The sequence below is a fragment of the Bacillus sp. FJAT-29790 genome (assembly GCF_019039215.1).
Lineage (GTDB): Bacteria > Bacillota > Bacilli > Bacillales > Cytobacillaceae > Cytobacillus.
The window spans coordinates 24,277-43,759 of the sequence record NZ_JAHNZZ010000005.1 but is presented as its reverse complement, the minus strand read 5'-3'; the positions used below and the strand labels follow the sequence as shown (position 1 = coordinate 43,759).

14 protein-coding genes and 2 pseudogenes are annotated in these 19,483 nt (G+C 37.0%); 7 read left to right on the top strand and 9 right to left on the bottom strand.

All coding sequences use genetic code 11. The annotated features are described in order from the left end of the window. Positions 1-114: 114 nt before the first annotated feature. The 3 genes from BGM26_RS20230 (at position 115) to BGM26_RS20220 (ending at position 1,754) form a co-directional block, all read left to right on the top strand. Positions 115-276: a CxxH/CxxC protein gene (locus tag BGM26_RS20230; protein ID WP_217042098.1), complete on the top strand. Its 162-nt coding sequence runs from the start codon at positions 115-117 to the stop codon at positions 274-276. A gap of 80 nt (positions 277-356) precedes the next feature. Next, entirely contained in the window at positions 357-836 is a 480-nt protein-coding gene (gene rlmH / locus BGM26_RS20225) for a 23S rRNA (pseudouridine(1915)-N(3))-methyltransferase RlmH (RefSeq protein WP_217042097.1), read from the top strand. Between the two features lie 69 nt (positions 837-905). Then, positions 906-1,754, top strand: a complete 849-nt coding sequence (locus tag BGM26_RS20220) for an MBL fold metallo-hydrolase (RefSeq protein ID WP_217042096.1) — start codon at positions 906-908, stop codon at positions 1,752-1,754. A gap of 92 nt (positions 1,755-1,846) precedes the next feature. Here the strand turns inward: BGM26_RS20220 and BGM26_RS20215 are convergent, their stop codons facing one another. The 5 genes and pseudogenes from BGM26_RS20215 to BGM26_RS20195 all read right to left on the bottom strand — a co-directional run bounded on the left by BGM26_RS20215 (position 1,847) and on the right by BGM26_RS20195 (position 7,348). Then, positions 1,847-3,028, bottom strand: coding sequence for a NupC/NupG family nucleoside CNT transporter (locus BGM26_RS20215; protein ID WP_217042095.1), 1,182 nt, complete (start codon positions 3,026-3,028; stop codon positions 1,847-1,849). Positions 3,029-3,330: 302 nt separating this feature from the next. Beyond that, positions 3,331-3,679 (bottom strand): annotated as a pseudogene (locus BGM26_RS20210) (transposase); the annotation flags it as partial. A gap of 108 nt (positions 3,680-3,787) precedes the next feature. Then, on the bottom strand, positions 3,788-5,179 hold the full coding sequence (bcaP, locus tag BGM26_RS20205) for a branched-chain amino acid transporter BcaP (protein ID WP_217042093.1): 1,392 nt from the start codon (positions 5,177-5,179) through the stop codon (positions 3,788-3,790). 815 nt (positions 5,180-5,994) lie between these two features. Continuing rightward, positions 5,995-6,816, bottom strand: a complete 822-nt coding sequence (locus tag BGM26_RS20200; protein WP_217042092.1) for a DUF4179 domain-containing protein — start codon at positions 6,814-6,816, stop codon at positions 5,995-5,997. After that, a complete protein-coding gene (locus BGM26_RS20195; protein ID WP_217042091.1) occupies positions 6,803-7,348 on the bottom strand; it encodes a sigma-70 family RNA polymerase sigma factor in 546 nt (181 codons plus the stop codon). The genes BGM26_RS20200 and BGM26_RS20195 overlap by 14 nt, the downstream gene beginning before the upstream one ends. Positions 7,349-8,002: 654 nt before the next feature. On the opposite strand from BGM26_RS20195, the pseudogene BGM26_RS22065 reads away from it, so the two are divergent. Continuing rightward, positions 8,003-9,049 (top strand): annotated as a pseudogene (locus BGM26_RS22065) (cache domain-containing sensor histidine kinase); the annotation flags it as partial. After that, the gene (locus BGM26_RS22060) at positions 9,047-9,994 is read left to right on the top strand and encodes a methyl-accepting chemotaxis protein (RefSeq protein WP_483297831.1); all 948 of its coding nucleotides are present in this window, start codon (positions 9,047-9,049) and stop codon (positions 9,992-9,994) included. The pseudogene BGM26_RS22065 and the gene BGM26_RS22060, both read left to right, overlap by 3 nt. Before the next feature lie 149 nt (positions 9,995-10,143). Here the strand turns inward: BGM26_RS22060 and BGM26_RS20185 are convergent, their stop codons facing one another. The 3 genes from BGM26_RS20185 to BGM26_RS20175 all read right to left on the bottom strand — a co-directional run bounded on the left by BGM26_RS20185 (position 10,144) and on the right by BGM26_RS20175 (position 13,975). Then, a complete protein-coding gene (locus tag BGM26_RS20185) occupies positions 10,144-11,826 on the bottom strand; it encodes a multicopper oxidase family protein (protein ID WP_217042089.1) in 1,683 nt (560 codons plus the stop codon). 332 nt (positions 11,827-12,158) lie between these two features. Continuing rightward, a complete protein-coding gene (locus BGM26_RS20180) occupies positions 12,159-13,472 on the bottom strand; it encodes a DUF4179 domain-containing protein (protein ID WP_217042088.1) in 1,314 nt (437 codons plus the stop codon). Next, positions 13,469-13,975, bottom strand: coding sequence for a sigma-70 family RNA polymerase sigma factor (locus BGM26_RS20175; RefSeq protein WP_217042087.1), 507 nt, complete (start codon positions 13,973-13,975; stop codon positions 13,469-13,471). The genes BGM26_RS20180 and BGM26_RS20175 overlap by 4 nt, the downstream gene beginning before the upstream one ends. A gap of 613 nt (positions 13,976-14,588) precedes the next feature. On the opposite strand from BGM26_RS20175, the gene BGM26_RS20170 reads away from it, so the two are divergent. Next, complete coding sequence (locus tag BGM26_RS20170; protein ID WP_217042086.1) at positions 14,589-15,803, top strand: M14 family zinc carboxypeptidase; 1,215 nt, start codon at positions 14,589-14,591, stop codon at positions 15,801-15,803. A gap of 433 nt (positions 15,804-16,236) precedes the next feature. Next, entirely contained in the window at positions 16,237-18,381 is a 2,145-nt protein-coding gene (locus tag BGM26_RS20165; protein WP_217042085.1) for a bifunctional metallophosphatase/5'-nucleotidase, read from the top strand. A 156-nt stretch (positions 18,382-18,537) separates the two neighbouring features. On the opposite strand, the gene BGM26_RS20160 is transcribed toward BGM26_RS20165, so the two are convergent. Continuing rightward, on the bottom strand, positions 18,538-18,966 hold the full coding sequence (locus BGM26_RS20160; protein WP_217042084.1) for an exosporium protein C: 429 nt from the start codon (positions 18,964-18,966) through the stop codon (positions 18,538-18,540). Between the last annotated feature and the right edge of the window lie 517 nt (positions 18,967-19,483).

The window sequence follows — 19,483 nt, the reverse complement described above, 5'->3', positions numbered from 1 at the left end:
TATGGTTTTGATAAGATGAGATGTGGATAAGTAAAGGAAAGTAGAAAGAATGAAAATTATCCACAATTCAAATAATAGTGATAGCGTTTTTTTAATGAAAGGAGCATAATTTTGATGATTTACTGTTGTGAAGAACATGTTGATATAGCAATAGATACTGTGGTTGATGAGTATGAAACATTTCCGCAATTAAAGAAAGTATTAGGGGAGGAAAAGTTATCAACAGCCTGTGAATATTGCAAAAATCCAGCTATATATCTTGTGGCAAACAAATGATCCTATACAAGATGTGGATAGGGAATGTGGATATGTGGATAACTATTGTGGATATCTTGTTTACAAAGTGAGGATGAACTGTGAATATCTCAATCATAACGGTCGGAAAACTAAAAGAAAAATATTTAAAACAAGGAATCGATGAATATTTAAAAAGATTATCAGCCTACGCCAAAATGGACATCATCGAAGTTCCAGACGAAAAGGCACCTGAAGAACTAAGTGAAACAGAGATGATCCAAGTGAAACAAAAAGAGGGCGAACGGATCCTAGCAAAAATTAATCCAGATGCACATGTTATTGCTCTTGCGATTGAAGGGAAAATGAAAACATCGGAAGAATTGGCAGATACACTCGATAAACTGGCTACGTACGGGAAAAGTAAGGTAGCCTTTGTTATTGGGGGATCTCTTGGATTGAGCCAGGAAGTGATGCAGCGGGCGGATGAGAAACTTAGTTTCTCGAAGATGACATTTCCGCATCAGTTGATGAAGTTGATTTTGGTGGAGCAGGTTTATCGGGCTTATAGGATAAATCGGGGAGAACCGTATCATAAATAGCGGCGGTTCTTAAAAAAACCTTATGAGTAAACAACCGTATTTTTAAAAAAAGAAAGAAGGCATCTCTTTATGCACTCAATTAACAAAGTAGGTAAGAGTTTTTGGTATATCACGCCAATATCGGAAACCGACCGCCCTATTCTAGGAATGGTTGTCGGCAATAATAAAACATTAATGATTGATGCAGGTAACTCGGAAGACCATGCAAATTATTTTCTGAAAGAACTTTTAAATAGGGGAGTCCCAAATCCTGATATGGTTGTTCTTACCCATTGGCATTGGGATCATATCTTTGGTCTATCAGCATTACCTAATACCGTTTCTATCGCTTCCAAAATAACAAAAGGGGAAATGGAGAAGCTAATTCCGTTTTCATGGTCAGACGAGGCATTAGATGCGCGAGTGAAAGAGGGAACGGAGATTGAATTTTGTGCCAAAGCCATTAAGGAGGAATTCAACGATCACCGAGATATCAAGATTGTCTTGCCGGATGTAACTTTTGAGAAGCGAGTGGAAATTGACCTTGGCGGGGTAACCTGCATCGTGCAATACGTTGGAGGGGATCATGCTGCAGATTCAGTAATCGTGTATATCAAAGAAGAAAAGATCCTTTTTCTTGGTGACTGCATTTATCCTAATATGTATTCCGAAAAAGAAAACTATACAATCAAGGAAACACTACGACTATTAGATGAATTAGAATCATTTGACGCAGATACATATATACCTTCGCATCAAAAGCCGATTTCAAAAGAGGAATTTAATCAGGAAGTAGCCAAGCTTAGAACCATTGCGAAATATACCGATATTTGCGGTGGTGATAAACAGAAAATAATTGAGGAATACGAAAAGTTCGTAAAAAGGGAACCTACAGAGGACGAAAGAGTTACAATTGACGACTTTGTAAATGGTTATTAAATCCATCCCTGTGTTTATTAAGGTGTTTTATTAAGTTTTAAAAGCTAGATTTCCAGAACAAAGAACCCACTCAAAGGAGTGGGTTCCTGCTTTTATAAAACGATACTAACGATGATACCTGAAAGTATACTAACAAGTGTGGCGCCATATAACAGTTTCAACCCAAAACGCGCGACGATACTCCCCTGCTTTTCATTCAAGCTTTTAACCGCTCCGGTAATAATGCCGATGGATGAGAAGTTAGCGAAGGAAACCAGGAATACAGAAAGAATCCCGAGTGTGCGGGCACTAAAGTGATGATTGCCTCCGGACAAATCCATCATCGCGACAAATTCATTGGTCACCAGTTTAGTCGCCATAATCCCCCCGGCACTAACCGCCTCTGATAAAGGAATCCCCATAATGAAGGCAAGTGGAGCAAAAAGGTAACCTATCAGCTGCTGAAAGGAAATATTAAATATTAGCTCAAACACGTGATTAATTGCCGACATTAAAGCAATGAACCCAATCAGCATGGCACCGACGATAACTGCAACCTTAAAACCATCAAGGATATACTCCCCAAGCATTTCAAAAAAGGATTGCTTTTCTCCCTCCTGTATTTCTAATAGATCTTCACTTGGTTTTACCTCGTACGGATTAATAATCGAGGCGATGATAAAGCCGCCAAATAAATTTAAAATTAAAGCTGTGACAACATATTTTGGCTCCAGCATCGTTATATAAGCGCCAACTAATGCTATTGATACTGTCGACATCGCCGAAGCACATAGAGTATACATACGCTGTTTTGAAAGCAGGGCTAGCTGCTTTTTTAATGTGATGAAAACTTCCGATTGTCCGACAATCAGCGAAGCAACTGCATTATATGATTCAAGTTTACCCATCCCGTTCACTTTACTTAATAGTAATCCAATTCCCCTCATGAGGAACGGCAGGATTTTCAGGTGTTGAAGTATTCCTATTAATACAGAAATAAATATGATTGGGAGCAATACATTTAGAAAGAATGGAGTCTCTCCCTTGTTCGCCATGCCGCCATACACAAAGGAAACCCCATCGCTTGCATATTCGAGCAGTATGCTAAAAATAGTAGATATACCATTGATGATGATGATGCCATATTTCGTATTTAACAGTACTACTGATAAAATAATTTGAATGACTAGCATCGTGATAATTGGTTTGAATTTTACCTCTTTTCGATTGGAGCTAGCTAACCAAGCCAAAAACAATACTACAAGAACGCCTAAAATTGAAATACCATATTGCATATGTTACCTCCTGATGAATTAAAACATTATGTACATGCTTACGGTAAAGTTACCGCTAGAATAGTACCCTCTATTATTTGTGATTGCAATGGATATTTTACCCATATTTTATAAAAAGAATCGGACACAATAGGCAGAAAAGATGATTTGGGAGATTTCAAGATGGGTCAATTGAGGAAATAAAAGGAGAAAAACTGCCAGTTAAATAGGTGTGGTGAACCGTTTCATAAGTAAATGAGGTTTAATCCTTTTTAAAGTAGAGCCCTTGTTCTAGGGCTTTACATGGTATTTTTGTTTAATTCACATTTTTCCACACTGGACATACTGTGTGTCATATTCGCTTCATAAATTCTTCTTTTAAAGCCATGTGATGTAATATTGATACCCTCGATCGCTATGAATTAATGGCTGCTCATCAATTAGGGCAATAGTTGCTCGATCTAATGTTTTAAACACTAGTTCATTATTGTTTGAATGTCTCAATACATAGCTAACAATTGAACCACCGTAAAGGTCTAAAATTGCACTTAAATAAGCTTTATTAGAAACTCCATATTTCAGTTCAGTCATATCTGTAACCCATTTTTCATTAGGCTTAATCGTTTTAAATTCACGATTTAATATGTTTTTAAAGACGTGTTGAGGCGTTGAATGAATATAGGGATATACTGCTCTCATCAGAGCATTCAATCTTCTGTTAAAAAGATAAGTGAGCTTACATTGTTTCTGCATTTCAATGTAAGCTCACTTTTTGTATTCCTATTCTTTATTCATTAAGCTATGCTTTCTACCGTAAGTAAAATAGATGAACAATCCAACTACAAACCAAATACCGCATGCAATCCATGTATGAATAGAAAGTTGAGAGATTAAAAATAAACATAATAGAAATGAGCAAATCGGTAAAATTGGAAAGAACGGTACTTTATAACCGCCGGATGGTATACTCTTATTTTTTCTTAAGAAAATAACTCCGATTGAAACGATTGTAAATGCAAGCAATGTTCCCATGTTCACTAATTCCACGAGTTTAGACAAAGGAATGAAGCCAGCGCAAAAAGCGATAAGTGCTGCAAAGATCCACGTATTTTTAACAGGCGTTTTATATTTTTTATTAAGCTCATACATACTTTTCGGTAGTAATCCATCACGTCCAAGTGCGTATAGAAGTCTTGTTCCTCCATATAGCATTACAAGGATAACCGTCATCATCCCAACTACAGCCCCCAGTGAAATGACACCAGCCATCCAATCTTGGTGAACGAGCTTCATAGCAAAGCTAACTGGGTCACTTACGTTTAGCTGTGTATATGAAACCATTCCAGTTAAAATAAGCGAAATCACTACATAAAGTAATGTACAAATTAATAATGAACCAATAATTCCAATAGGCAAATTGCGTTGTGGATTTTTTACCTCTTCTGCTGCGTTTGAAACAGCATCAAACCCAAGGAAGGCAAAGAAAACAAGGGCTGCCCCGCCCAAAACTCCTTCTATTCCGAAAGGCATAAATGGCTGCCAATTAGCAGGCTCCACATAAAAAATACCTACTCCAATAAATAAAAGAATAACACCTACTTTAATAAATACCATGATCTTATTCAGTTTTGCAGATTCATTAATCCCGCGCGTTAACAAGAAAGCAGTGGCTAATACTATAGCAATAGCTGGGATATTTACATAAGTTCCGTCTGCCGGAACAAATGGACCTGAGATTGCCTTTGGAATAATGATATGAACTCCTTCTAACAAAGCAGATAAATAGGAAGACCAACCAGTTGAGACTGCAGCAACTGCCAAACCATATTCTAGCACTAAAGCCCAACCAACTAACCAAGCAATTAATTCTCCAAATACAATATATGCATACGAGTAGGCACTGCCTGTTACTGGTACGGATGAAGAAAATTCTGAATAACACATACCTGCTAACGCACAGACAATAGCAGCAATAATAAATGAAAAAATAATAGCTGGTCCAGAATGATTAGCAGCCACTGTTCCAGGAAGAATAAATATACCTGTTCCTACAATGGCGCCAACTCCAAGCATTATTAAATCAAATGCTCCTAACGATTGCTGGAGCTGGATATCTCCCTTTTTCTTAAGTAACTCCCCGAGATTTTTTCTCCTGAATAATACATTTTTCATACTGAACCCTCATTCTTTTTGAAAATATGTAAAAATTCTATATCTTTATTTCTTAAAGGTCAATCGGTTTTGTCGAATCACCAAAAATTTTGTCGAAAAATTAAGATGTTTTTTAAAATTAATTGAAAAGAGGAGACGAAAATAGTTTATACAGAATGGCACATATCTATCCATATAATGAAGGAGCTATTTTTCGATAGCTATTTAGTGTTTGATAATGAGTAACGATTCAATACTTTGAATGTTTTTGCTACATCAAAAGTCATTATTTCGGTGACGACAGATTTATTAGAAGGCACATACAATAAAATTAAATAATAGATAATACCCATTTAGATGTTTCACGGTGAACCTTACCATAAGTAAATGAGGTTTTGGGATTTTATAAAATAAATGAAAAATAAGCTGTATAGGAAGTTTGAATATGAATGTCCTCTATACAGCCTATTTTTAATCTTCATAAATCTATAACTTGGAATGGGAAGTACCTGTTGGTGGCGTTTTTAGTACCAATAGCGTTTATAATAACAATGATTTTATATCACTTTATTATTCGAAGATTTAACTTGTTACGAGTTTTATTCGGCTTTAGAATGATACAAAAAACTAAAATTCATAAAGAAACAGCAAGTTTAAATATTGATCCCAAACATAATCATATTTAGTGTAAACCTATTATTAAAATCCGCCTTGTATTACGTTGTGCAAGGGAAAGCCTAGGCTCTATTAAAACCTAGGCTTATCTGGCTTGACCTATGCTAATAACACCATTAATATGCTATATTTAGAGATGATAGGTAGTCTTTTAAAATTTTTCATTCATTCTTCTCTAAAATGATAGCCTGTTCATCGAGAACTTTGGCAATGCTAGTGAGTTTATTGATGGAGGCTGTACCAGCTAAAACGAAAGTAAATTTATTTCGTTTCCATGTAATATAATTCGTCCTATTTTCTTTATCGGTTTCACTGAATTGATAAGAGAGAACATCAGCTTTTACTCCATTTATATCAACGGCGGATTTAATAACAGGACTTACACTTTCCCCTTCAAACTGTGGAGAATTTATGGCATAAGGAACAATATTTAAAATGACATCCTCACCGTTTAGATATCCCATTTCGAGAATCTCGAACTGATTTTCACCGTATTTATCTACCCTAATAGTTAAATGGTCGGCATTTCTGTCAAGGTGGGGGATTTTCATTCCAATATAATTCTCTACCTCTTCCGTATAATCAGAGAACATTTTTACTTCAATATCTCCACCTGCGGTATTAAAAGCACCTTTTTCGCCATAGCCAAACAATGCGCCCCTTAACAAATGCGGATCTTCCCTTTCCTTAGATACATCCTTATAAACAGCCGAATAGATAAAGTTTAAACCTGGAACTTTGGTGAGCATCTCAGCCATGGCGGGGGAAGCAAAGCCGGAACCCAATATGCCTGCTCCAAGAAAACCTGTTGCCGCAACTGCATAGAGCCAGTTCTTCTTCTTCTTCTGCAAAGGTTTATTTCCAAAAGCAGATAAGTCGGCTAATGTTTGATCAATCCCTTTGCTAAAAGCAGCTGGTACCTCACTATTTCTATGTTCTTTAATAAATGCATTCAGTTCTCTATCCAATTTAGATTCTTTCATATCCCATACCTCCGGATTCATTGTCTTTGGTTAACCATTTTTCAAGCTTTTTCCTTGCACGACTTAATCTTGATTTAACCGTTCCTTCCGGTTGATCGATTATTTCAGCAATATCCTTAATGGATAAATCTTGAAGATAAAAGAGCGAAATGACAATCCGATATTCGTTTTCCAATTTACTTATACAATCTCTCATATCCAACTTTTCTTCTATAGAAGTTTCATAGTGATGTGAATGTATATCTGGTACCAAAGGAACAAACTTATTCCTTACTCTTAATAAATGGGTGCATTCTCTTATTAAGATTTTGATAATCCAAGTCTTAAAGTATCTTGGCTCCTTAAGCGTGTGGAGGGAAAGATACGCCTTTATAATCGTTTCCTGAGCAGCATCCAGACTATCACTATCCGATTTCACAATAGTAGAAGCTATTCGATAAAAACTAGATTCCATTGCTTTGATGAGGCGGATAAAGGCCTCTTGGTCACCCTTTTGTGCTTTTATTACATCCAATTCCATCTTTGTATCCAATCCCGTCACTCCTTTCTTTTCATTTACATTTATTAGAGTGAATGTGGGCAACAAATGGTTCCCATAAAATAAAATATTTAATGAATAAAACAGGAATCTTTTTGATATTCAAGGTACAACTCTCCCTAAATAAAAATATGCTTTCCAATAATTAGAGTTGATAATTTTTAAATTTGGTTCCCCTTTATTTATTTTTTAAAAAACCTCATTTAGCCACATCACGGTGAACCTTATCATAAGTAAATAAGGATTTCTCTATAATTTTATAAAGGGAGGCTCATTAACTGTAATAAGAAATCGTAAATAAAGGATGATCTTCGAATTCCATCTAAAATCGGCTCAATTCCTTGTAGTACTTGATCTACTTTAAGAAACTTCGGTTTTTCTCCTAATCCATACTAACCCAGGCAAAATCCGCGACAATTTCCTCAGTGCTTATATTCATTACGTTTGTACCGACTCGGATACAGGCCCTTCAGCATTATTTGCTTTCTTTATATAGTGAGGTATGTGTGAGTCCTGCTACCGGAATTAACGAGAATCATATGATTATTAAAAATTATTTTTTTATTTACTCATTCCTAAACAACTGGGTATATAGACCGAAAGTTATATAGTGATCCAACTTAACTAAAAAGGAAATGAAGGTGTACTATGTTCAAGTCTATCAAGACAAAAATCATATTATCGGTGACGGTCCTATTTCTTATCAGCGTAACCGTAATGACCGCCATTAGTAGCTTTCAAGTGCAAAAAGAAACAGAAAAAAATCTCATTGACCAAAGCGCAGGGCTCGTAGATGAGATGGTAAATTCCATTGAGGCTTTTTTACAACTGTATGACAATGGACTCTCCCAAATGTCCTACTCTCATGCCGTAACCAATTATTTGGTTAATGACGATGATAATAAATCCTCTAATATAGCATTGGAAGCAGAGTTTTCTGAATTCATGAAAATATATAAAGAAGCTACTCTAGTCTATTTCGCTCTTCCAACGAAAGAAATGCCTACCTTTCCACAAGTCGACCTTGGAAGTGATTATGACCCGACAAGCTATGAATGGTATCAGGAAGCAGCTGCGAATCCTAACGAAGTCTACTGGACGGAACCACGTATTGATCGGGTAACGGGCGAGTATGGCATCAGTGCTATGAAAGCTGTTCAGAAAGACGGTAAGCTCGTGGGCGTCGTTGGAATTGATATCGAAATGGCTTCGTTGGTCGAAACAGTATCCAAAACTAAAATTGGCTATAATGGGTACTCAATTCTTTTTGATTCAAAAGGAACCGCAATGGTCCATCCGACATTGCAAGGCGAAAATCTATTGCATCTCCCTTACATAGAAGAAATATTTACAGGAGACAAGAATGAAGGTTCCATCCAATACAAGCACGAAGGTGAAGATCGCGTAAATGTGTTCGCAACGATTCCTAAGCTCGACTGGAAAATCTCTGCGGTTTATTTGAAAAAGGATATTAACGAAATTGCCTTCAATTTGAGAAATTCTATGATTAGCGTAGTGCTTGTGACATTGTTTTTATTTTTTATCGTCCTTTACGTCATAATCAGTCGCACCATCAAGCCGCTTCAGGAATTGAATTCACTGATGGATTCGGTTTCCAACGGTGATTTGACAGTTCATTCCACGATTAAGACGAAAGATGAAATCGGTGAACTCGGCAGTAACTTCAATACAATGATTGAAAATATGAACTCAATCATTACTGTCGTCAACAGCTCTGCTGAAAATGTGCGGGCAAACTCCGAAAGCCTCAGTGCGGTCGCTGAAGAAACAAATGCTTCAAGCGCAGAAGTTGCAAATGCAGTCAGTGAAATTGCAGACGGTGCTTCAAAATCAGCGGAAGATGCAGAGCTTGTTACAGGTCGAGCCGATTTATTGAGCCATCAAATCAACGAAATCACAGTCAAAGCTAGCATCATGACAGACATTGCGACGAAAGCCGGTGAAATGAATAAAGACGGCCAGGGACAAATGCAAGCATTGACCCGTTCCTTCTCCGAATGGGAAAGTCACTTACAATCTATGTCCGAGGTTGTTAGTGTATTAGAAGATAAAGTAAAAGCAATCGGTGGAGTGATGGAAACCATCACTGAAATCTCAGCACAAACGAACCTCCTTGCTCTAAACGCAAGCATTGAGGCCGCCCGCGCAGGCGAACACGGTAAAGGCTTCGCAGTCGTCGCCCAGGAAGTTCGCAAACTCGCCGAACAATCAGCAAGCTCGACAGAAGAAGTAAAAGTGACAGTTCAAGAGCTTCAAGCAGAAACCCGACTCGTCACTGAGCAAATGAATGAAACACGTGAAAACTTCCAACGCCAGAGCACTGTCGTCAACGATACTGGAATGACGTTTAGCGCAATCTCAGCACTAATGGGGGATATGCAAGATTCCATCGATTCAGTCTACGAAGAAATCCAAAAAGTCGCGGTACACAATGTCGACGTAACAGAAACGATCCAACTGATGGCGGCCACTTCACAAGAAACAGCAGCAGCTTGCGAAGAAGTAAGCGCCTCGACGGACGAACAGCTGCGTGCCATCCAGTCCGTGACGAATGCAGCGGAAACGTTGACAGAATTGAGTGAGGAACTGAGTAAAGCCGTCAATCGCTTTAAGGTTTAAGAATCTATGAATTGTGGTGCTTATTTATATAAGACGAAAATTTAATCATTTTACGATGTAAATCTTTAGAAACAAATGCGCAATTTACCTCTATTTGATCGTAAACTGTAATGAAATTAATAAGCTGACACCTAAAGGAAATAAAGGTGTCAGCTTTTGGTCCAGAAATTAAAATACTTATGTTTGGAGTTTTTACCTGAGATAAAACACTGAGAGAAAGAATCATTAGTACATTCACCAGCAAATGTTTCACACGGGTTAAAGTTCTGATTTTCAAGAACTTCATACATTCTCATCATTTCATGATCTTCGTGCTCTAAAATGTGGCAGTGCCATGGGTAAATTCCTGTAAATGGTCCAAAACGCACAATGATACGGGTAACCTCCCCAGGATTGGCACGAACCGTATCTTTCCATCCCCTCTCACTCGAATCTGGTGGTTGTGGTGGACTGACTGAAAGATTAGGACCATTTGGATTACCAGTGAACGCCGCACGATTCAAAATTTGAAAATTAACAAGGTGCAAGTGAATAGGGTGGGTGTCTGGAGTAGTATTGTAAAGCTCCCAAATCTCTATGGTCCCATTTAATGGAGTTTCTGTAAGATGCGGCTGATCCCACATCATGTTATTTAATAATAGTTTTGGACGCCCAAAATCATCAGTCGCTTCAACTAAGGTGTTTTTTCGTACGATTACAGCATCTTTCGGGTCAAGTTGTTCCAAACAACTTAGCTTTGCTGGAATTTTACTTTTGTCAGGTTTGGATAGCTTTTGTTTGACACGGAATTGCATGATCTGTCTGAGGTTAACGGAAGGCTTTTGACCGTTAGGAAATGGGGTTTCTGCGTCATTCGTTAAGATGATACTTTGGCCTTTATGGTTAGAAAAATCGATAATGACATCGACACGTTCAGCCGGGGCAAGGATGATTTGGGATACTGTAATCGGTTTTTCTAAAAGCCCTCCATCTGTGCCAATTTGGACAAAATCTAAATCGGAATTCAGACGTATACGGTAAAAACGAGAATTAGATCCGTTAAGGATGCGGAACCGATATTTTCGTGGTTCAACCTCCTGATAGGGCCATACTTTTCCATTGACTAAGATGGTATTGCCAAAAAACTCTGGCACAACTGATGGGTTTGGTAATTTAGGATCTAATGGTTGATTGGGCTGTAGTTTGGAAGGTGGCTCATGGCCTGGCTGAGTTGGATAGAATAGTTCACCATTAGGATAAAACGAACGATCTTGGATGACTAGCGGAATTTCAAATTTCCCCTTAGGCAGGTTCAATTCTTCCTCATCTTTATCTTTGAGGAGGTATAAGCCCGCTAGCCCTGCATAAACATTCAAACGAGTGATTCCAACGGCGTGATCATGGTACCATAGTGTTGCAGGGCGTTGGCAATTTGGATAATAGTAGACTTCATGTGCAAATTTCGGCCCAACACTTTCAAAATTCTGTGTAAACCATGCATCTGGATATCCGTCACTTCCGGGACTAGTTCGCCCTTCATGCAAATGGACAACTGTCCTTACAGAAGGTTTATCTGATTCCGCACCGTGAACGGTTCGATCAACAGGCAGCAGGTGTTCAAAAGGCAAATTATTTTTCCACTTGACTTCAATAGGCTGATTTCTTTGTGTTTCGATTGTCGGACCAGGATACATACCGTTGTAACCCCAAACGGTAGTCGGCGGCAAATCTCGATGTAACTTTTGCTTGACTTGCTTCATCGTTACCTCATAGTATGGGATCCCATTACGCTTTTTTTTTGCCTTTAAGACAGGAGGAATGGGTAAGGGATCTACAAATTTCTTTAAAAACATATGATGCCTCCTTAAAAAAGGAATATAGCTTTCCTGTTTATAATATGGATTAATTTTTTTAATGTATAGGCAGAGTTAAAGAGGTTAAGAACTGTTTAAATTCGATGGACCGTCTGAATTAGTTTCATAAAACCGCACTTTGAATAGTTAAGGTGAACCGTATCATAAGTAAATAAAGGCTTTTCAGTAATATTTAAATAAACCGACTCAAGAACATTTCTTGAATCGGCTCTTTGGAGTTTCTAATAAATGAAATATAGGCTTTTAAAGGTTGTTGAAACATCAAGTACAAAAAAAAAACGCTTTGTTAAAATAGTTATAAATTATTTTCCTTATTTAAGTTCAACTTGAATACTCCCTATGCCATTTAAATATTGCTCATAGCGTGATACCTTGAGCTTTACTGGATTAACTGGAGGCCTTTCTGCATTTTCCACTTCAAATAGCTGCCCAATTAACATATGGTTTTCACGCTCTGAAATCCAAATACTATATGAATTATAAACTTCACTGTTTGCATCAATAAAATTACTAAATAACCCTTTATGTTCATTCTTTTTATATGGAGATACTTTGTATTGAATTTCAAGGTTATCTTTTATTTCAAGCTCGATATTAATATTTGCAGGCTGACTAATAATTTTTTTATTTTCAAAATCGATCACAATAAATTCATCGGCTTTATCAATTGCTTCAATTTCTCTCAGTTCAATTGTAATACTCTCCGGGATACGAAAATAATTACTTTCTAGCATGATACTAAATTGTTCGTCTTCATAATTGCCTAATCCAACGAAACCGTTTCGAATTTTCCCCCATTCTTCATTTTGCTCATCATATATACGAATATCCTCAAAGCTTAATATTTTCTTTGAGTTTGATGGATCAATGGACATCTTTAATTCGGATCTAATCGGAGAAATAATGAGCTCATGGATTGTAAAGCGTTGCCCATCGATGATTAAGCGTTTATTAATAGGAAATCGTTTAGAGGCTTTAATTTCATTTTTTAACATAAATGGAATTTTAAAGACTGTTTCTGGACGATCACGAAGCGATAATATAAGCGCGAAATCCTGTGATGAATAGTCCATCCCCTGGCTTGCAACAACGTCAATTGTATTTTCGACCTCATATGTCCCCTCAGGCAGCGCTGTCCAGCTACTTCCAACTGTTGAATTTACTAGTTCATCATTTTGTTTAACTTCTGCTTTTACGCCCTTGAAAATTGTCAAATCTTCATCCGAATTCAATTTGTAGGAAATGATCATCCCGGATTCATCTGCTATAACACCTGTAATTGTCAGCGTTTTTCCATAAATTGTTTGGCTCGCATTAATTTGCTCGTAATATTCGTTGATTAAAATATCTTCAATTCCTTTATCTAAAGAAATCATTTCAACAAGTGGCTTTAACCCAGGAATTTGTGCGACTGCATGTGCAAGAGCTGGGGACACCCGAATGGATCCGATTAAAGCAATCATAATAATGGCAGCAGCAATTGTGGCTTGTAAAAGTCGTTTATGACGAGTTCTTTGTTTTTTTAATCGTTTGTATGCAGTAAGTTGAGCTCCTGACTGTAATTTTTCCATTGGCACTGATTCAAGTAATTCCATATATCTTTGTTGTTTATCTAACTGACTCATGAAAGGCCCCCCTCTCCTAATAAATGCCGAAGTTTCTTTAACGTTTTATGTAATCTTGATTTAACAGTACCCTCAGGAATATTTTGTAGCGTTGCAATTTCACTATTCTTTAAATCTCTAAAATACTTCAAATGAACAAGCTCCTGCTGTTCAATGGGTAGCTGTGAAATTACATCATTTAGTTCAAATAGCTCTGTCATATGCTGAGGCTGTTGCAATAGATCATTCGTTACGATAATTCGCTTTTGCTGTCTTTTCATCATTAAGCATGTATTAATAACAACACGCACAAGCCATGTTTTAAAATACTGGGGCGTCTGAACTTTATGAATGTTTTTTAAGCATTGATACGTCATTTCTTGCAGAGCATCATTGGCATCATGTTCATTTTGCATATAGCTATAAGCAACTCGATACATGGGTTCTTTATATAAATTTAAAAGCTGAAGTTGAGCAGCTTCATTTCCATTAATCGCTTGTTTGGCAAGTTCGATTTCATCCATTTTCATACCTCCTTTAATGATTAGATGCAAAACTCGAATAATTCGTTCATTTTATTTTAAAAAACTTTCTAAAAATAGTGTAGTTTGCTCGATAAAAAACACTATTTAGAATAAGTTCTAAACCTAATAAAGAATACTTAGAACAGGGGGATAATGTCAGGTTTAACGGTACCCATACCATTACCAGGTGTGGATGTTGCAGTAGATGTGACGATTATAACGTTCACCAGCGATTAAATGGAAATTTGGATTGTCATGTTTGTTCGTGCTGTGTGCATTTGGTTATTTTTAGTGGTATGTGAGCTTATTCCTAGATAGATATGGGCTTTATTAGAAAATATAGGTATTTGTTTCTGTTTTTAATATATTTGCAGGTAGATTAAAATCCTTGTTGAATTTAACTCCTATATTTGTTTAAAGGAGGCAGTGTATGTTGATGAAGACATAAGAAGGGTAATAGGTATCGCCACTTTTAGGGGACGGAGAAAATTAGATTAGAATAGTTGAGGGTTCAAAGACTTTGGAGCATAAAAAATCTAATTCATATCTTCCGGTTTTGTTTGTTCACCTTGGATTAACAGTAAATAAATTTAATAAGGGGAGTTTGTTAACGGTGAAAAAACTTTGGAAAATGATATTGGCTTGTGTAGTTGTCTCTAATCTTTTTGTTTTTACTTCTCATGCTAAAACCGAACCAAATGGACCTTGGGTAACACCCGAACAAAAAGTAAGTCTTCAAAGAATGTACACTCCTGAAGAATTGGAAAAAGAGCTTAAGAATATTGAAGCTAGGTCTAAAGGAATAATGAAGCTGGAGGTAGCTGGTGTTACGCAAACCGGATACCCGATTTATGTTGCAAAGATTGGTGATAACGATCCACACAAAAAAGGAATCCTTATCCAATCGTCAATGCATGGAGATGAAGAACTAGGTGTCATTTCCTCTGTTGAATTAATTAAAACTTTAGCCACAGTTAATAGTAAAGAGGTTCAGAAGATGCGTGACAGCCTATCGGTATGGGTTGTTCCAATGTTAAATCCTGAAGGCGTTGTAGGTAAAGTCGTAGATGGAAAGCGTAAACCAAGTCGTTACAACAAACAAGTTTGGAACCAAAGTGAGTTTGGATTAGAGGCATCAACGGTCCCACCTTGGTATTACCGAAATCCTGGGTTTGACATTAACCGAGACTTTAATCCGGATTTAAATTTCGAATTAAATTCATCTACAGCTCATCTATTGCCAGGACAATCGGTATCAGGATGGAGAGGGAGCGAAGGTTTTTTTGTAACTCCGGAATCTCGTGCGATGCGTGATCTATATAAAGCACTTGAACCAGAATTATTTATTGACCTTCATCACACATATCCAACCTATACAGTTTCTGACGATAGTGATGAGATGTCCACCTTGGCCATTTTAAATGTACCGATAGCTGAAAAAGGGTATTATGATGCGAAAGGTGTGTTTTGGAAGGTAGATGATGAGGTATTAAATCTTTCAAAGCGGGTTGGTGCATTAGTATATCAAAAGCTCCAAAAAGGGCAATCACATTATGGTAATATCTCTCGTTATGAGGAATTGAATGTACCAGCGATGGCAATATCAACATTTGCTTTAAATGGGACACCAACTATGCTTTATGAAATTCGAGGCGGCTCTAACTATGATACGGGGCAAAAAGCAAGTGGAATGATGATAAAACAGACATATGAAGGACTTTATGAAACATTAAACGGATTTATTACAGGCGAAGTTTATCAGGCTGATCCTAAAGTGTATGATAATATCCCTGTATTCGGACCAGTCGTTAAAAATCCGCATAAATAAACTTGTGTTTCCTATGCTGAAGAATCAGGCTTAAAATGGTTAAAATACTTCGTTAAGATAGAGCCTTGCAATGAACTTTTTGCAAGGCTCTGGTTGAGAGAAATCACTCATATATGTATTTTGTGGATAAAAACAAAAAGCTCTTAAATAGAGCTTTTTTTTTGTTTACAGTCTAACTTTTAGCCGTCCACATTTTTCATATGATTATGGAAGAGGATAGGGAAATTATGGAGTTGGGATTTCGAAATATTTAGAACTAATTATCCAAGTATTAAAAGTTTCATATTAACGGGACTATGAAACTATTCGTAAATCATGGCACTAGGAAAAAATGATTATTTTCCGGGGGTTTACATGAAATTAACATGGAATTAACCTTCTATATAAATTACCGGATTAATATGGGGTCATACATAATAGGAGGAGTGAAATTATGAGAAAACTATTTTGTAAAAGATTTATAAATTTACTAGTTATTGCTCTACTAGTTCTACCAATCTTCTCAAGTCTCGCCATTCGTGCACATGCAGAAGATACAGTGTCGGTTAAATTACTTTCTGTAAACGATTTACATGGCAAGATTGATGTAACAGGAACGATTAATAATGTAAATTATGGACGTGCTGATTATTTGGCTACTTATTTAAAAGCCCGTAAAGCAACCAATCCTAATAACACGCTAATTATCCATTCTGGAGATATGATTGGTGGCAGTTCTCCCGTTTCAGCCTTACTTCGAGATGAGCCTACAGTTGAAATCATGGAAGCAATCGGATTTGATGTAGGAACTGTAGGTAACCACGAATTTGATAAAGGTACACAAGAACTTCTTCGGATGGTATATGGCGGAGAACACCCAAACGGCACAAAAGGATATAAAGGGATGAACTTCCCGGTTGTTGCCGCTAATGTGGAATACAAAGATACTGGAAAGCTTATATTAGATCCCTATGCTATTAAAGAAGTAGATGGTGTCAAAATTGGATTTATTGGTGTAGCCACGGTTGAAACACCTAATATGGTGATGGCCTCTGGTATTCAGGATATTCGCTTCACGGACGAAGCAGCAGCTGTTAATAAATATACGGAGGAGCTAAAAGCACAAGGAATTAAGGCAATTGTCGTTTTAGCTCACGTTCCTGGAAATCAAAGCGGTGAAACGGCCACTGGTCAAATTGCAAATTTAGCGAAGAACGTAGATGACGAGGTAGATGTCATTATTGCTGCTCATAATCATGTGAAACTCAATGCGATTGTAGACAACAAACTTATTGTCCAAGCTTGGGAGTATGGAAAATCCTTTGCGGATATTGATTTGAAAATTGATCGTGTTACAGGTGACATTGTTGAAAAAAATGCGGAAATCGTTGATGTTATTCAAGAAGGTGCAACCCCTGATCCAGAGGTTAGTGCAATTTTAGCCAAATATAAAGAATTGGTTGGACCAAAATTGAAAGAAGTAGTGGGTTATGCTACCACTCCAATGAATGGCGGATACCCTATTAAGGGCATCATTGGTGACAATGCTTTAGGAAACTTGATTGCAGACGGAATGAATTTTGAAATGAAGTCTGATTTTGCTTTAATGAACGGCGGGGGAATACGTGACGCTTTGGCCCAAGGCGAAATTACTTGGGAGAATCTTTTCAATATCCAGCCATTTAATAACACACTGGTTACGGTCACCATTCCAGGATCAGCATTGGAGCCTATATTAAATGCTCAGTTTTCATCCTATGGGCCGGACGTCTCCATTGGAGGATTCTCTTATGCATGGGATAGTAAGAAAAATAAAGTAGTGAATATCTATCTTCCTGATGGAACACCAATTGATAAGAATGGGACCTATACGCTTACTGTCAACAATTATATGTATGAACATGGGACTGATAAATATAAAATTCGCCAATATGGCAATGACCCAGTTCAAGGACCTGAAGATTTACAAGCCACTGTAAATTTCGTGAAAAGCTTTATTGGACCAATCCAATATGTAGCGGAAGGAAGAATCTCGGAAGACTTCAAGGCGCCTGAACTGATGGATGCGGTTTTACACGGGGCTGACTTGAGAGATGGATCGTATCTTCATGAAGTCAAAGTATCCTTGGCAGCAACAGATGCAGGTATCGGGGTTTCGCATATTGAGTATAGTCTAGATAACGGTGTCACTTGGAAACGTTATGATGAGGGGATAACTGTCAATAAAGAAGGTAAAAACTCTATTCAATACCGTGCGATTGATAAAGTGCATAATGTTTCAGAGACGAAAACTCTTGAGGTATCCATTACATCTGCATCAATCGAAAATACGATTTCTTTAGTGAAACAAGCGGATGGGAATAAAGGAATTAAAACAACGCTTATTGCTCAATTGGAGAACGCAATCAAAACTTTTGAAAAAGAAAAAGAAGATAATGCTTATCAATCTTTAGAAAAAATTTACTTGCATATTAGCAAGCTCTCAAATAAGCATTTAGGGGAAATGGATAAAAACGAAATCATGTTCATGCTTCAATACATCATTGAACATCGAACAGAAATTAGCGGGAATGAGTTCCCAGCCTTATTAGCAAGTTAATTTCGATTCATCCGCAGTAAGTGCTTATCGAACGGAACCTGCGAAATATTTAAACGTAAATGTATAATATCGTGAAGGAGGAGAGTGCCCTAATGGAACAGGGTACTCTCTTTGTTTATTTTGATTCAAATGTGGATCTAAGCATAGATAGAGCGATTAATTTGATCTTTTTACAGCTAGTCCACTAAAAGAAATCGGTCCAACAACGTTTGATTGAGTGTTAGGTGTAATATTCTCAACAGTAAGCTGATAAAAATTAGCGCCAGATGTTAAGTTGGAATCAATGGCTTGGAAAGTAAAGGTGTAGTTTACTTCTGAACCTACTGATTCTACCCCATCTTGAGTATTAAAGATTTCTCTCCCGTTGCGAAAGATTCTAAATACAATTTGGGAAATATTTGTAATTCCTTCCACCCCCACGGATGCAATTAGCTCAACACGATTATTTCTTGAAGCATTGGCGGGGATGTTTATTCGAATCGAGGCTAAAATAACTCTAAATGGAGCTTGTGGAATCGTAAAAGCCCTCGCTGGGGTAAAACGGCTTAGAGGTTGAGTTGCTTGGTAATCAAGAACTTGTACCACTTTATCACCTCCTTTTGTATGATGATTTAAGATATGTGTTTTTTCAAAGTTTGATTGTGTAGTAGACCAAGCAGTACTAATTAGGTTGTAAAAATGAATTGTGTAGCAGTTTAAATTACAAAAGAGTGGTGAAATCATAGAAATTGAAGAGGTATCCTTTCAAGATCTTGATAATTTAATTTCTTTTGTATTAGGGGATATGGATTATAAATCTGAGGGGGTATGAATTTATATATTAATAAATATCAGCCTTGATAAAGAAGGGTAACTATTTTTTTACTTTCCCCACGCTCAATGAATCCTCTTCGTTATCTTTGTGATTGATAATGGTCTGTTCAATAGATATATACGTCTGATAACGTCCTTCTAACTCTTGTTTGTAATTCTGTAGAAGCAATACGGTTATATCTCGGGCTCGATTTTTAGTTCGAACATCACATCATCGTCTATTTGCATCCATATTTATTAATTTCTAGCACTTTTGAAAAAGTTATTGTATTAATATACATTCGTGGTT